Source organism: Rhodococcoides kroppenstedtii, from assembly GCF_900111805.1.
Taxonomy (GTDB): domain Bacteria; phylum Actinomycetota; class Actinomycetes; order Mycobacteriales; family Mycobacteriaceae; genus Rhodococcoides; species Rhodococcoides kroppenstedtii.
Genome location: NZ_FOJN01000001.1, coordinates 415,854 through 429,479, shown reverse-complemented (window position 1 = coordinate 429,479; position 13,626 = coordinate 415,854). Strand labels below are relative to the sequence as shown.

The following is a 13,626-nucleotide window of genomic DNA, read 5'->3' as shown; positions in this document are numbered from 1 at the left end:
AGTGGCTCTGGGGCGAATCACTCGAAGCTGCGGACCACCCGATCGATGCGGTCGACCGCCTCGTCGACGTCCACGGTCGGCTGCACGAGATGGCTCAGCGTCAGCCGGACCACGCAGTCGACCAGTGCCTCGGACGCCCGGTCGCCGACGAGTGCGCGTACGGCAGCGCTCGCTTGACCCAGCACGGCATCGGGGTTGACGGTGACCATCGCGAGCAGGCCGGAATCGTGTCCCGGACGCAGGACGGCGGCCAGGGCGGCGTTGGATCGGCCGTGGTCGAGGACGCCTCGCACCGCCGCCGAGATGCCGTCCTCGAAGCTGTCGGGGTGTGCGGCGAAACCGCTGCTGACCTGTTCGAGGAAACGGCCGACCTCCCGATCGACCACGGCGCGTCCGAGCTCGGTGCGGGTGCCCACCTCCTTGTAGAGGCTCTGGCGGGGGACTCCGGAGCGCTTGGCGACCTCGGTCATGCTGAGAGCGTCCCAGCCCCGTTCGGTGATGATCTCCACCGAGGCGTCGAGAACCCGTTCGAGTCGCAGGGCCCGCAGTTCGGAGTAGAAGTCGGGCGCGGTCACGCCCGTGAGCCTAGGTCAGAACCCGTGCGCCGCCACTCGTGGACTCGGGCTCGGTTCCGTTCCGCCGGATCAGGAAAGGAATGTGACCCGAACAACGGTACCCATCCATTCTTTTGGCACCCACGAATGCTGCGGTGACTGCTCGACGTTCCGACGGCTGCCGCGCCTCCCCGGCGTGCGCGACGGTGCCGTTGGCGGCCGCGTCGGCGTTGTTGCTGTCGATACCGTGGCACGATCCCGGCCCGCGCGACCTGCTCACCCTCGCGGCGGCTTTGGGTCTGGTGCGGCGAACGACGGAGGACTCGTCGCCACTGACGACCACGATCTCGACGGCCAGAGAGGCCGCGGACTGCGCCGCGGCGTCCTGGTACGACGAGCTCGGGTTCACCGTCGACGACGCTCGCCGCGAGGCGCACGCCGTGGCTGCCGAGATTCGCGAGGTCGTGGCCGTCTCCGACTGCACCTGCGACAGTGCACTCTCGGAGAGCGCCGTCGTCGCTGCGGCGGTGGCCGGTGCGGTCGCCGACCTCGCCGGGTACGTCGCGTCGCAGTCGGGTCCGCCCGTGCCGTGGGAAGTCTTCACGTCACCGCGCGTGCTCGATCGGTTGCGGCGTGTCGCGTCCGCGCTCGTCCTGGTTGCCGAGAGGCTCGACGAAGCCTGACGACGTCGCGAAGGACGCCCCGAGTTCACGGCAGGCCCGTATAGTGCGAGCGGTTCCGTACCGAACGTTCCGAATCGACGAGGTGACTTCCGTGCCGTATCTCGGTCTGCTGACGATGGCCTTGCTGGTCTTCTGTCTGATCGACGTGATCACCGCCGACGACGGGGGTGTGCGCCACATCCCGAAGATGGCATGGCTCTTCGTCGTTCTGCTCCTTCCGCTGATCGGATCGCTGCTGTGGCTGACGGTCGGCAGGCCCATCGGTGCCGGAATCTGGGGTGGCAGCGAGCCGTCCCGGCCCCGCTCGGGCTTCGCGGAATACGACGTCCGGCCCGGCCGCGCCGTTGCGCAGAGTCCGGAGGCCGACGCCGAGTTCCTGCGCCAGTGCCGCGCGCGGGCCGAGGAACAGCGCCGGGTGGAGCGGGAGCGCCGTCGCGCCGAAGGGTCGTGAGCGGTCCGATCGTCCGTGTGCGCCCGATTATTCGCGTGCACGCGCCACGGGGTCGCCTCTAGGGTCGACGCGTCCGTTCCCCCCCACCCCGCGAGGTGCCCGATGGTCGTCCACCCCGCCCGCCCGGCCGAGGCGGCGACGCTGCACATCGCCATGATCGGCACCACGGCCCCGAGTCACATCTATCCGTCGCTCGCCGTGATCGCGGAGCTCGTGCGGCGGGGTCACCGAGTCACCTACGCGGTCGGGGAGTCGTTGGCCTCTTTCGTCGAGCCGACCGGTGCTCGGGTGGTGCCGTTCGATTCGCTTCTCCCGCAAGGCGAGGAGACCTGGCCGGACGACCCGGCTGCGGCGATGCACGTGTTCCTCGACGAGGCGATCGCCGCGTTTCCCGTGCTGACGACGGCGTACGACGGCGATCGTCCGGACCTGCTGCTCTACGACATCGGCGGACTGGCCGCACCGATACTCGGCGTCCGCTACGGCGTCCCCGCGGTCCAGCTGTCGCCCGCGTACGTCGCCTGGGACGGCTACGAGGACGATCTTGCCGACGTCCTCACCCCGATGCGGACGTCGGCGACCGGGGTCGCCTACCGCGAGGCGTACGCGGAATGGTTGCGCGACAACGGGATCGAGGCCGACCCGTGGGACTGGAACACGTATCCCGAGCACTGTCTGTCCCTGGTACCGAGAATCATGCAGCCGCACGCGGATCGCGTCCGTGAGTCCGTGCGCTTCGTCGGACCCTGCCTGGATCCCGCCCGCCTGGCGGATCGGACGTGGTCGGCTCCGGTGGGACCCGTGCTCTACGTGTCCTTCGGCACCGGCTACAACGATCGACCGGACTTCTACCGGCTGTGCATCGAGACCTTCGGGAACACGCCGTGGCAGGTGGTGATGTCGATGGGGCGTCGTGTCGACCCTGCCGCCCTGGGACCGATTCCACCCAATGTCCAGGTGCACGAGCACGTTCCGCAGCTGGCGGTGCTCGAGTCGGCGCGCGTGTTCGTCACCCACGCCGGCATGGGCGGATGCACCGAATCACTGTGGTTCGGCGTGCCGACGGTCGCCATTCCGCAGGGGGTGGATCAATTCGCCAACGCGGCGATGCTCGACGAGATCGGAACGGGCGTCCACCTCCCGTTCGACGAGGTGACGGCGGAGACACTCCGGGCCGCCGTGGAGCGGGCAGTCGATCTGGAACCCCGCGCGGCCGAGATCCGCGCGGACGTCCGGGCGCACGGCGGTGTCGACACCGCGGCCGACGCCGTCGAGTCCTACGCACGACTCCGCTGACGACACGGCGGAAGCCGACTACCGTGTCGGTCATGCCGATCCGTATGGACAACGTCGGGATCGCGGTGCGGGACCTCGACGCCGCTGTCGCATTCTTCACCGACCTCGGCCTCGAGGTGGTCGGTCGTGACACCGTGCAGGGCGAGTGGACCGACACGGCGGTGGGTCTGGACGGGAACCACTCCGACATCGCGATGCTGCAGACGCCGGACGGTCACAGCCGTCTCGAGCTGTTCCACTACCGGCACCCGGAGCCGATCGAGACGGAACCGACCCGCCCCAACGAGATCGGGATGCATCGAGTCGCGTTCGAGGTCGACGACATCGAGGCCTCGCTGGCCATCGCGGCGCAGCACGGGTGTCACCCTCTCCGCGGTATCGCGGAGTACGACGGCATCTACCGCCTGACCTATCTGCGCGGTCCCAGTGGCATCATCGTGATGTTCGCGCAGCGCATCGGCGGCTGAGCCACCCGATCACCACGGCCGGCCGCGGATCTACCCGATCGCTGCGGCGAGCCGCGGGACGAGCGACAGCGGTGTGGCGTTCTCGATCAGCCCCCGTTGCGGCCCGTCGAACACGTCGGACAGTCCCGGCGCCGGATCGGCCGTCTCGGCCACCGCGAAGGTGGCGCCGCTGAACGGCCAATCGGTGCCGAAGACCACCTGACCGACGTCCGCGACCTCGAGAACGCTCCGCATCGAGGACGCCGAGGCCGACAACGCGGTGTCGTAGTAGAAGCGGCGCAACGCCTCACCGATCCCGAGCAGGGAAACCGACGGCACGGCGTCGGGAACCACCGTGCGCGGCGTCGACAAGCGAGTCGCGAGGAACGGCAGGCACCCGCCGGCGTGGGCGAGGACGAATCGGATGCGCGGATACCGGTCCAGCGTGCCGGACAGGATGAGACTCGTCGCGGTCCGCGTGGTGTCGAACGGGAATTCCAGTAGGAAGTCCGGCAGGGGCACTTCGGGTTTCGACGGCGCCGGCATCTCGCCGGGGTGGACGAACACGGTGGCCGAGCGTGCGTCCAGCAGTGCCATCACCGGCTCGAACCGCGGGTCGCCCAAGTACACACCGTCGTACGACGACAGCAGCGTGACCCCGTCCATCCCCACCACGTCGAGCGCGTAGGCGATCTCCGTCAGCGTCGCCGCGACGTCCGGGAGAGGGACCGTGGCGAAGGATCCGAAACGCCGGGGCCATCGACGCTGAAGATCACCGGCATAGTCGTTGCACGAGCGCGCCAGCCGTATTGCGTCCCCGCCCGAGGCGAAGCGCACACCGGGATCGGACACCGAGAGCACCTGCGCGGCGATGCCGAACCGGTCCATGAAGTCGAGGGCGCCCTCCGGCGACCAGGCGGGGAACGGAAGACCACCGGGAGCGAGGAGGCCGGCGCGCAGGACGGCGGCGCGGTAGTCGGGCGGGATCATGTGTCCGTGCAGGTCGATTCGTCGCCCGGTCGCGCCGGAGGGAGTCGCCCCTGCCGTCCCACCGCCGGACAGCGCGAGCGCCCCGCCCGCCGCGATCGCCTGGACGAGCCGACGCCGGCCGATGCGGAGCGCGTCGGACGGTCGTCCGCTCGTCGAGTCGTCGTGTGTCATGGTCGCCCCCCGAGACGATGAAGGTCGGCCGCCCCCGACCGACGCCCGGCACGGTAGCAAGGTGCGGCCGCGGTCGGAATGTTGCCGTCACAGAACTGTCCGGCTGGACCGGGACGGATCCCGGGCGGCGGCGAGGCGGCCTCGTGATCGTCCGCGAACCCCTAGGGTCGGCCGCGTGCACTTCGAGGAGTACCGCCGGTACGACGCCCTGGGTCTCGCCGCGCTGGTGCGGGACGGTGAGGTGACCTCGGGCGAGTTGGTCGAGGTCGCTCTCGATCGCGCGCACCGCACTCACGCCGCGCTGAACGCCGTCGTGCAGTGGCAGGACGACGATGCCCGGTCCCGCTCACGGACCGCGCTGTCCGGGCCGTTCGCCGGAGTGCCGTTCCTGCTCAAGGATCTGGCGCAGGCCCAGGCCGGCGTGGTCGAGACGGCGGGATCACGCGCCTACCGGGACGCGCGGGCCGCGGAGACGGACACCGTGGTGCAGCGGTGGCTGGACTCGGGTCTGGTGGTCATCGGACGGACCGCGGTCCCGGAATTCGGGGCGAAGGGTGTGACGGAATCCGATCTCTTCGGGCCCACCCGCAACCCGTGGGACACCTCCCGCTCGCCAGGTGGGTCGTCGGGTGGCTCCGCGGCGGCGGTGGCCGCCGGTGTGGTGCCCGCCGCCGGCGCGAACGACGGCGGCGGGTCCATTCGCATCCCGGCCGCCTATTCGGGTCTCGTCGGGCTCAAGCCCGGTCGCGGGGTCGTCCCCTGCGGACCGCGCTCGAGCGAGTTCTTCCACGGCGGTGCGGTGACCGGGGTGCTCACCCGCTCGGTCCGGGACGCCGCGGCCATGCTGGACGTCCTGCGCGGCTCGGACCCGGCGGCGCCGTACGTCACGCCGACCCTCCCGGAAACTCATCTGTCCGCGCTGGACACCCCGGGGCCACGCCTGCGTATCGGCATGCAGAGCACGTCGGCCCTCTGCGACGCTCCGGACCCCGAGGTGGTGGACGCTCTCCGGCGCACTCGCACGCTGCTGGTCGACCTGGGGCACGTCGTCGAGGACGTGCCGCCGCCGGTCGACGAGCAGGCCCTCGCGCGGGATTTCCTGCTGCCCTGGTTCGTGAACGTCGCGAGCGAGGTCGCCGCCATCGGATCGCCGCGGTCCGCCGACGTCGAGCTGGACACGATGGTGATGGCCGAACTGGGCCGACGCACCACGGCCGTCGACCATGACGCGGCGCTGGCCCGGTGGCACGACCACGTTCGCGCTCTGTCGGACTTCCACCGTCGTTTCGACCTCCTGCTGACCCCGACCACCGCGACGCCCGCGCCGCGGATCGGCGAGTTGGCGACGTCCCGGCTCGAACGGCTCGGGGCGCGTGCCGCACTCGCCCTGCGTCTCGGGTCGGTGCTGGCCCGCGTGGGGGCCGTCGAGGCGGGCGTGATGAGAAATCTGTCCGTGGTGCCCTTCACGCAGGCGGCCAACCTGACCGGGCGGCCCGCCCTGAGTGTGCCGTTGTTCCGCACCGCGTCCGGGCTGCCGGTGGGATCGCACTTCGTCGCCCCGCCCGGCGGGGAGACGCAACTCCTGCGTCTGGCCCGTGAGCTGGAGGAGGCGATGCCGTGGTTCGACGTCACGCCGCCGAACGTCGGGTAGCGATGGCCCCGCATCCCGCGTCGGCCGGTCGATGTGCAGGCCCACAATGGAGTCGGTGATCACTCACAATGCGGAACAATGAAGCCACGCAATGGATTCCGTCCTTACTGGGCGCACGCGAGACCGATCGCGACATCACCAGAAGGAGACATTCGTGTTCAGCTTCCTCAATGGCCTGAGCTTCCTCAACTTCGACTTCGGCAACCTGCTGCCGTTGACGGATTTCCTCGAGATCGCGTCCTGATCGCGACCCGACGCGGTGCGTGCGCCGGCGGCTCTCGTCGCCCGCGCACGCACCCGGTCGGGGCCTCAGCCGTCGACCAGACAGATCCACCCGTCCAGCAGCGAGACCCGCCGCGTCGACAGCGGAACCAGCGACCCGATCGCCCGCACCGCCGCGGAGTAGGGCGGGAAGCCGAAGATCATTCCCTGCGGACCGGTGACCATCTTTCCGGTTCGAACATCGTATTCGGCTCGGTGCCAGGGACATTCGAGACAACCGCGGTCCGTGACCCGGCCCCGTCCGAGCTTGGCCAATTGATGCCGGCAGACGTTGCCCACGGCGAAGGGTGTGCCGTCGGGCAGCATGCCGACCGCGAGGTCCACGCCGTCCTCGGTGCGCACCTCCACCACGCGGCGATCGCCGAGTCGTGACACCTCGACCAACCGTCGCCCGCGCGCCCGGATCGGGTCGGCGGGGAGCACCGGCGGTAGCACACCGGATCGGTCCGCCGACACGGCGTCGTCGCGGTCAGGGCCACGTCGCTCCTCGCTCATCGGAGCGACATACCCACGGCGTTCGCCCCCAATCGGCGCCGTCGACAATGATGCGATGACCGTTTCGGTGGTGACCCTGGCCGATCGTCCCGACCTGTTCGACTCGATGTGGTCGATGCCCGATTCCTGGCCCGAGTTCATGCTGCAGGACCCCGTGTCGTCGTTCTTCTACCGGCCCGACGTCGTGACCCGCGTCGCCGATCACGTGGTGATCGCGCTCGACGGCGACGAGGTCGTGGGAAAGGGGTACGCGCTTCCGCTGCGCCTCGACCCGGACGCCCTCCCCGCCGACGGCTGGGACGCCGCGATCCGACTCGGCGTCACCCAGTCCTTCGCGGGAGTGGCCCCGACGGTGCTCTGCGCGCTCGAGATCGCGGTGCGGCCGGACCGGCAGGGAGACGGACTGTCGTCCCTCCTCCTGGCCGAGGTCCGGCGATGCGCCGCACGGACGGGCCTGTCGGAGGTGATCGTCCCCGTTCGGCCGAGCGGGCCCGTCGATCCCGGCGTTCCGATGAGCGAGTACGCGTCGCGTGTGCGTGACGACGGCCTGCCGGTCGATCCCTGGCTTCGGGTTCACATCCGTGCGGGCGGACACATCGCCGGTATCGCTCCACGGTCGATGGTGATCGCCGGCACGCTCGACGAGTGGCGCCGGTGGACCGGACTGCCGTTCGATCGATCCGGCCCGATCGAGGTGCCGGGCGCTCTCGCCCCGGTGCTCTGCGACGTCGTCCACGGCACGGCCGTGTACGTCGAAGCGAACGTGTGGGTACGACACCGGGCCGCCTCGACCGGCTAGCGTTCCGCGCATGGCGTGGTGGTTCCTGGTGGGTGCGATCGTGGCAGAGGTCGCGGCGACGTTGTCGATGAAGGGGTCGGAGAACGCCCCTGCCCTCTACGCGGTGGTGGTGATCGGCTACGCGACGGCGTTCGTGATGCTGGTGCAGGTGTTGAAGCGGGGCATGGGAATCGGTGTCGCGTACGGCATCTGGGGGGCGAGCGGGGTCGCCCTGACCGCAGTGCTGGCATGGGCGATCTTCGGCGAGACCTTCACGCTCGTGATGGCGGGCGGCATCGCGCTCATCATCGCGGGAGTGCTGCTGGTCGAGACGGGCTCGCACCCTGCGGCGGAGGCGGACTCCTGATGCAGTACGTCTACCTCGTCGCGGCGATCCTGTTCGAGGTGACCGCGACCCTGTCCCTGCGCGGTGCGGTGGGCGGACGACGGGCGCTCTACGCGGTGGTGGCCGTCGGCTATGCCGTGGCGTTCGCGTCGCTGCTCGGAGCGCTGCGCGCCGGGCTCGCGCTCGGGGTCGCGTACGGCATCTGGGCGGCGGCGGGCGTGGCGCTCACCGCGGTCGCGTCGCGCTTTCTGTTCGCCGAGCCGCTCACCCGCCGCATGCTCGCGGGTATCGGACTGATCGTGGTGGGCGTGCTTCTGGTGGAACTGGGCGCGGTAGCGCATACGATCACGCCGTGACCGATCACGACCGTGCCGCCGCCCGCCGCGAGATCACCGCGGCCCTGCTGGCTGCCTTCGACCGCCGCCACGACGTCCTGGACGCCATCGTCGAGGCCGACGACCGCGACCAGGCGGTGGCCGCCATCTCCGGTCTGCTCGAGACGTCCCGTCTGGGCGGGGAAGCCGTCATGGGGATGGCGTTCGACCAGCTCACCAAGGACGCCCGCCGCAACAACGCCGCCGAGCTCGAGGACCTGGACGCTCGTCTGACGTTCACGCTCGCCGAGCGGCCCGCGAGCGCCGGTGACGGACTGACCCTGCGGGCGTTCTCCGACGAGAGCGACCGGGAGCTGTTCGCGGCCCGCCTCGCCGACGTCGGCAGTGCCGGGGACGGCTCCGGCGGCGCGGCCGGCGACCTGGACGCCGAGATCGCCTCCGCGCGGGATCGCTCCGATTCGGAGCAGGCCGCGTGGTTCGTCGCACGCGAGGGCGAGGACAGCGTCGGGCTGGTCTTCGGCGAGCTGAAGAACGGGGAGATCGACCTGCGGGTCTGGATCCACCCGGACCACCGCAAGAAGGGTTACGGGACTGCGGCGCTGCGCAAGTCGCGGTCCGAGATGGCCGCGGTCTTCCCGGGTGTGCCCATCGTGGTGCGCACGCCCGGCGCCCTGCCGTCCTGATCGACGAGCCCGAGGACGGGTAGTCGGGGAGGATGCAGACCTTCCTCCCCGACCCCGGATTCAGTCGGAGCGCCCGGCTTCTCGACGACCGCCGCCTGGGCAAGCAGCGGGTCGAGACTTTCCAGATTCTGCGTGCGTTGATCTGGCCGAGTTACGGCTGGAAGAACCACCCGGCGGTGGTGATGTGGCGGGGATTCACCCCCGCGCTGGTGGCGTACGGCGTGGCGACGTGCCGCGAATGGGCCGCCCGGGGTCACGCCGACGCGCTCGAGGCGCAACTGCTCGACTACACCGGCGGTGCCCGACCCGACGTGGACCGGCTGCGGCGGGCCGGCCTGCTGCCGCCGTGGCTCGGCGACGACGCCGTCCACGCGAGCCACCGACATGCGCTGGCCGACAAGGGCCCCGACCTCTACCCGGCCGAGTGGCGGGGACCCATCGGCTACGTGTGGCCCGGCTCGATCCACCCGCGCTGGCCCCTGCCCCTGCCGCCGGACCCGGTGACCCCGAGCGCGGCGGTCTCGCTGCTCGGGGAGTGGGGTATGCCCGCCGACCGGTTCGACCCGGGTGCGGCCGAATGGTCGACTCTGCGCCGACTGGCGCGCGGACTCGGCGACGACGCCCCCGACCCGCCGGATCGGTGGGCGCTGCTGGCGTGCGCCCTCGTCGTGCCCGGCCGCGTCGCCGTGCTGCTCGACCGGCCCGCACTCGCGCCCGACGAGCCCCTCCCGCCACCGGCCGAGCCGCGTGGCTCGGTGTCGGGCTCGATCGCCAGAACGCCGACCGACGCGGACGTCACCGCGATGGGCGAGGAGGCGGCGTCGTCGTCACGCTTCGGCTGGTTCCGGCGCGGCGACGAACCCGATGCGGCCGACGTGGCGCTGGTGGTCACCGACGGGGCGCCCGTGCCCGACACGCTCGCGTCGGTCCCGATCCTGCGGTCCGCTCGACCCGGCGAGCGTGCGACAGGCTAACGGTCCGCGAGGGACTCGCTCCACGCCGACCACAGGTCGTGGTAGCGGCCCCCGGCATGCACGAGGTCGTCGTGCGACCCCTGCTCGACGATGCGTCCGTGCTCGAGCACCACGACTCGGTCCGCCGCCGCGGCCTGAGTGAGTCGGTGGGCGACGACGACGGTGGTGCGACCGCGGGTGGCCGCGCGGGCCGCGTCCTCGAGATCGCGGGCGCCGGCGCTCCCGGCCTCGGCGGTGGCTTCGTCGAGCACCGCGACGGCCGGATCGACCAGAACCAGCCGGGCCAACGCCACGTGCTGGGCCCGCGCGGCGGTGAGGGCGAGACCGCCCTCACCGACCACGGTGTGGACGCCGTCGGGCAGGTCGGCCACCCACCCGGCGCCGACCAGGTTCAGGGCGGCTTGCACGTCGTCGTCCGAGGCGTCGGGCGCGGCCAGACGCAGGTCGTCGATCAGCGGACCGGCGAAGACGTGGACTTCCTGGCTGACGACGGCGACGTGCCGGCGGACCCGGTCCGCGGCGAGCTCGGTGAGCGGGACCCCACCGATTCGGACGGTCCCGGCGGTGGGCTCGGTCGAACCGGCGACGATCGCGGCGAGCGTCGACTTGCCCGCGCCCGTGGATCCGACGAGGGCGACGGAGTCGCCGTCGGCGACGGTGAGGTCGAGCCCGTGGATCACCTCGTGCACGCCGTCGTAGGAATGGCGGATGCCCACGAGTTCGATTCGGCCGGATTCGGGTTCGCGGCCGGTGACGGCGCGCCGCTCGTCGGGCAGGTCGAGGACGCCGACCAGGCGGGCCAGCGACGCGCCCGCGGACTGCACGTCGTCGAACGAGTACATGAGCATGCCGATCGGGTTGAACAGGCGATGGAAGAGCAACGCAGCGGCGGTGGTCTCGCCGACGGTCACCGACCCGTCGCGCACCAGCAGGAACCCGGCGAGGAGAACCACCGACAGTCCGACGCACTCGGCGCGATTGCTTCTCGAGCCGAACCGCGTGAACAGCCGGAACACCGTGACGGCGATGTCGCGGGCGCCGGCCGACGCCGCGTCGATGCGCGCGAGGTGTTCGGACTCGACGCCGTAGGCGCGGACGGTGCGCGCGCCCTGCATGCTGCTGACCAGAGCCTGCGCCCGCTCGCCCATGGCGACGCGCTCGCTCGCGTACAGCGGTGCGGATCGGGGCAGATACCAGCGCAGCGCCATCACGTAGAGCGGGATCGCCACCATCCCGGCCAGCCCGAGTCGCCAGTCCACCCCCAGCATCGCGGCGATGCTGACCGCCACCAGGAGGACGGCGGCGAGGATCTGCGGAACCACCTCGCCGAGGGACTTGGCCATCACCGCGACGTCGTCACCCACGCGGGAGAGCAGATCGCCGCGGCCGGCGCGGTCGAGCCGGTCGACGGGCAGGGTGAGCGCACGGGCGACGACGCGTTCGCGCAGCGAGGCCAGGATCCGCTCGCCCAGCAGTGCGACGGTGTACGCCCCGAGGCCGGTGAACACGCCGCCGACGACGGCGGCGACCACGATCACCGCCACGACACCGACGATCGTCGACGCCGGTGCACCCTCGGTCACCCGGTCGACGAGAACGCCGAACACGTACACCGGGACCACCGTCGCGGCCGCGGCGACGATGCCGAGGACGACGGCGCCGAGCGTCGCGGCGCGATGTCCAGCCAATTCGCGGAGCAGGAATCGGCCCGAGCGGGCGCCGGACGCAATGGGGAGCAACTCGGTCCCGGTCATCGCAACACCCGCTCGCGGTAGGTCGGGTCCGTCGTCGACAACGAGCGGTGGGTGCCGCGCGCCACGACCCGACCGTCGTCGATCACGACGACGCGATCGGTCACCGCGAGCAGAGCCGGACTGGTGGAGACGACGACGGTGGCGCGGTCGGGTCCCGCTCGCAGGGTGCGGATGCCGTCGGCGATGGCGTGCTCGGTCACCGAATCGACGGCGGTGGTGGGATCGTGCAGCACCAGGAGCGGGGGATCGGCGGCGAGGGCGCGGGCGAGGGCGACGCGTTGGCGCTGGCCCCCGGACAGGCTCGCACCGCGGTCGGTGACGGGATGGTCGAGGCCGGCCTCGTGCAGGTCGATCAGGTCGGTCACCGCGGAGGCGGTCACGGCGGCGTCCAGTCGGGCCTCGTCCGCCGCGCGGGTGACGATGTTGGTCCGCACGGTTCCGGCGAAGAGGTCGGCGGCGTGCGGCTCGACCAGCACGGTGCGACGGACCTCGGTCAACGGGAGTTCGCGCACGTCGGTGCCGCCGACGCCGACACGGCCCGCCGACGGGTCCAGCGGAACCTGACCGGAAAGCACCGAGACGAGGGACTCCGCGTCGGCCGGGCGGTAGGCGACCACTCCCACGGTCTCGCCCGGCGCCACGTCGAGATCGATACCGCGGAGCGAGCCGTGCGCGACGGCGTGGAGATCGAGCCGGGGCGCGCGGACCGACGGGCGGGCGTCGGTGGCAGCGGCGTCGGGGTCGGGCACTGCGCCCTCGACGAGAGGCGGTGCCCCGAGGACCGTGGCGACACGGTCGGCGGACCCGCGCACGACGGCCGTGACACCGGGCAGCCGGGAGAGCGACGACAGCGGCTCGACCAAGAACTGGGCGAGGCCGACGACGGTGACGAGTTCGCCGAGCGTGAGCCGTCCGGTGAGGGCCAGATAACCGGCGCCGCCCGCGACCCCCGCCGCGAGCAGGGACCCGACGGTCGCCGACAGGCCGAGGTAGGCGCTGTTGCCGCGGGCCAGGCGCAGGGTGGCGTCCAGCGCGCGTCGGCTCGCCTCGGCGTAGCGCCGAGCGGCCGCGCCCTCGCCGCCGATGCCCCGCAGGGGCCGCACGCCGCCGACGAGGTCGGTCGCGAGCCCGGACACGCGGGCGATCTCGGTCTGCGAGGCGGTCGCCGCGCGGGTCAGCACGGGGGCGCACCACTGCAGAACGAGCAGCAGCAGGGGGGTGCCGATCACCACGGCCAGGCCCAGGGGAACGTCGACGACGAGGAGCGCCACGGCGGTGACCACCAGCGCCGTGGTGGCCGACGCCGAGCGGGCCACGACGTCGAGAATCCACGACGTCTTCTCCGCGTCCGAGGTGCCCACCGTCAGCAGTTCTCCCGCGGACAATTCGGTGTCGATCCCGCGCGGGTCGAGCACGGTGCGGGCGACCTCGACGCGCAGCAGGTGCGCCTCGCGCTCTATCGCGACGACGATGATGCGGGCGCCGATGCGGTACGCGAAGGACAGGACGACGAACAACGCCGCGAGCCCGACGAGCGAGAGGAGCATCGCCGTGACGTCACCCGTTTCGACGGCGCGGGAGACGATGATGCCGATCGCGACCGGGACCATGGTCTCGCAGAACTGGTGGAGGCAGAACAGCAGCGACGACCCGACCATGCGGGCGCGATGTCGGACGAGCGCGCGGCGCAGAACCCCTCCGCCGCTGATCGCCATTAGCCGACCCTAACCCACGGGT

The 13,626-nt window shown here is 71.5% G+C and carries 15 protein-coding genes; 10 read left to right on the top strand and 5 right to left on the bottom strand.

Annotation, left to right across the window (positions count from 1 at the left end; all coding sequences use genetic code 11):
• Window positions 1-17 precede the first annotated feature (17 nt).
• Window positions 18-575, bottom strand: a complete 558-nt coding sequence (locus BMZ18_RS02030; protein ID WP_068366672.1) for a TetR/AcrR family transcriptional regulator — start codon at window positions 573-575, stop codon at window positions 18-20.
• 134 nt (window positions 576-709) lie between these two features.
• Here BMZ18_RS02030 and BMZ18_RS02025 point away from each other — a divergent pair, with 134 nt between their 5' ends.
• The 4 genes from BMZ18_RS02025 to BMZ18_RS02010 all read left to right on the top strand — a co-directional run bounded on the left by BMZ18_RS02025 (window position 710) and on the right by BMZ18_RS02010 (window position 3,451).
• On the top strand, window positions 710-1,237 hold the full coding sequence (locus BMZ18_RS02025; protein WP_139203725.1) for a hypothetical protein: 528 nt from the start codon (window positions 710-712) through the stop codon (window positions 1,235-1,237).
• An 82-nt stretch (window positions 1,238-1,319) separates the two neighbouring features.
• Window positions 1,320-1,688 carry a PLDc N-terminal domain-containing protein gene (locus BMZ18_RS02020; protein ID WP_371828471.1) on the top strand — a complete coding sequence of 123 codons (369 nt, stop codon included), beginning with the start codon at window positions 1,320-1,322 and terminating at the stop codon, window positions 1,686-1,688.
• 102 nt (window positions 1,689-1,790) lie between these two features.
• On the top strand, window positions 1,791-2,984 hold the full coding sequence (locus BMZ18_RS02015; protein WP_068365964.1) for a macrolide family glycosyltransferase: 1,194 nt from the start codon (window positions 1,791-1,793) through the stop codon (window positions 2,982-2,984).
• A gap of 32 nt (window positions 2,985-3,016) precedes the next feature.
• Window positions 3,017-3,451: a VOC family protein gene (locus tag BMZ18_RS02010; protein WP_068366004.1), complete on the top strand. Its 435-nt coding sequence runs from the start codon at window positions 3,017-3,019 to the stop codon at window positions 3,449-3,451.
• 30 nt (window positions 3,452-3,481) lie between these two features.
• Here BMZ18_RS02010 and BMZ18_RS02005 read toward each other — a convergent pair whose 3' ends face one another.
• Window positions 3,482-4,591, bottom strand: coding sequence for an amidohydrolase family protein (locus BMZ18_RS02005; protein WP_068365968.1), 1,110 nt, complete (start codon window positions 4,589-4,591; stop codon window positions 3,482-3,484).
• Between the two features lie 175 nt (window positions 4,592-4,766).
• On the opposite strand from BMZ18_RS02005, the gene BMZ18_RS02000 reads away from it, so the two are divergent.
• The gene (locus BMZ18_RS02000; protein ID WP_068365970.1) at window positions 4,767-6,242 is read left to right on the top strand and encodes an amidase; all 1,476 of its coding nucleotides are present in this window, start codon (window positions 4,767-4,769) and stop codon (window positions 6,240-6,242) included.
• 309 nt (window positions 6,243-6,551) lie between these two features.
• Here BMZ18_RS02000 and BMZ18_RS01995 read toward each other — a convergent pair whose 3' ends face one another.
• Window positions 6,552-7,019: a Rieske (2Fe-2S) protein gene (locus BMZ18_RS01995; RefSeq protein ID WP_068365971.1), complete on the bottom strand. Its 468-nt coding sequence runs from the start codon at window positions 7,017-7,019 to the stop codon at window positions 6,552-6,554.
• Window positions 7,020-7,074: 55 nt separating this feature from the next.
• Between BMZ18_RS01995 and BMZ18_RS01990 the strand changes: the two genes are divergently transcribed.
• From BMZ18_RS01990 to BMZ18_RS19565, 5 genes are read left to right on the top strand one after another with little or no spacing between them, the layout of a single operon-like run.
• On the top strand, window positions 7,075-7,818 hold the full coding sequence (locus tag BMZ18_RS01990) for an acetyltransferase-like protein (protein ID WP_068100007.1): 744 nt from the start codon (window positions 7,075-7,077) through the stop codon (window positions 7,816-7,818).
• Between the two features lie 10 nt (window positions 7,819-7,828).
• Window positions 7,829-8,164, top strand: a complete 336-nt coding sequence (locus tag BMZ18_RS01985; protein WP_068365973.1) for a DMT family transporter — start codon at window positions 7,829-7,831, stop codon at window positions 8,162-8,164.
• Complete coding sequence (locus BMZ18_RS01980) at window positions 8,164-8,499, top strand: DMT family transporter (RefSeq protein ID WP_068365977.1); 336 nt, start codon at window positions 8,164-8,166, stop codon at window positions 8,497-8,499. Before BMZ18_RS01985 ends, BMZ18_RS01980 begins: the two co-directional genes overlap by 1 nt.
• The gene (locus tag BMZ18_RS01975; RefSeq protein ID WP_068365979.1) at window positions 8,496-9,161 is read left to right on the top strand and encodes a GNAT family N-acetyltransferase; all 666 of its coding nucleotides are present in this window, start codon (window positions 8,496-8,498) and stop codon (window positions 9,159-9,161) included. Before BMZ18_RS01980 ends, BMZ18_RS01975 begins: the two co-directional genes overlap by 4 nt.
• Window positions 9,162-9,193: 32 nt before the next feature.
• The gene (locus BMZ18_RS19565; protein WP_068365981.1) at window positions 9,194-10,135 is read left to right on the top strand and encodes an MSMEG_6728 family protein; all 942 of its coding nucleotides are present in this window, start codon (window positions 9,194-9,196) and stop codon (window positions 10,133-10,135) included.
• On the opposite strand, the gene BMZ18_RS01965 is transcribed toward BMZ18_RS19565, so the two are convergent.
• Entirely contained in the window at window positions 10,132-11,889 is a 1,758-nt protein-coding gene (locus BMZ18_RS01965) for an ABC transporter ATP-binding protein (protein ID WP_068365982.1), read from the bottom strand. The genes BMZ18_RS19565 and BMZ18_RS01965 overlap by 4 nt on opposite strands.
• Complete coding sequence (locus BMZ18_RS01960) at window positions 11,886-13,604, bottom strand: ABC transporter ATP-binding protein (RefSeq protein WP_068365983.1); 1,719 nt, start codon at window positions 13,602-13,604, stop codon at window positions 11,886-11,888. Before BMZ18_RS01960 ends, BMZ18_RS01965 begins: the two co-directional genes overlap by 4 nt.
• Window positions 13,605-13,626: the final 22 nt, after the last annotated feature.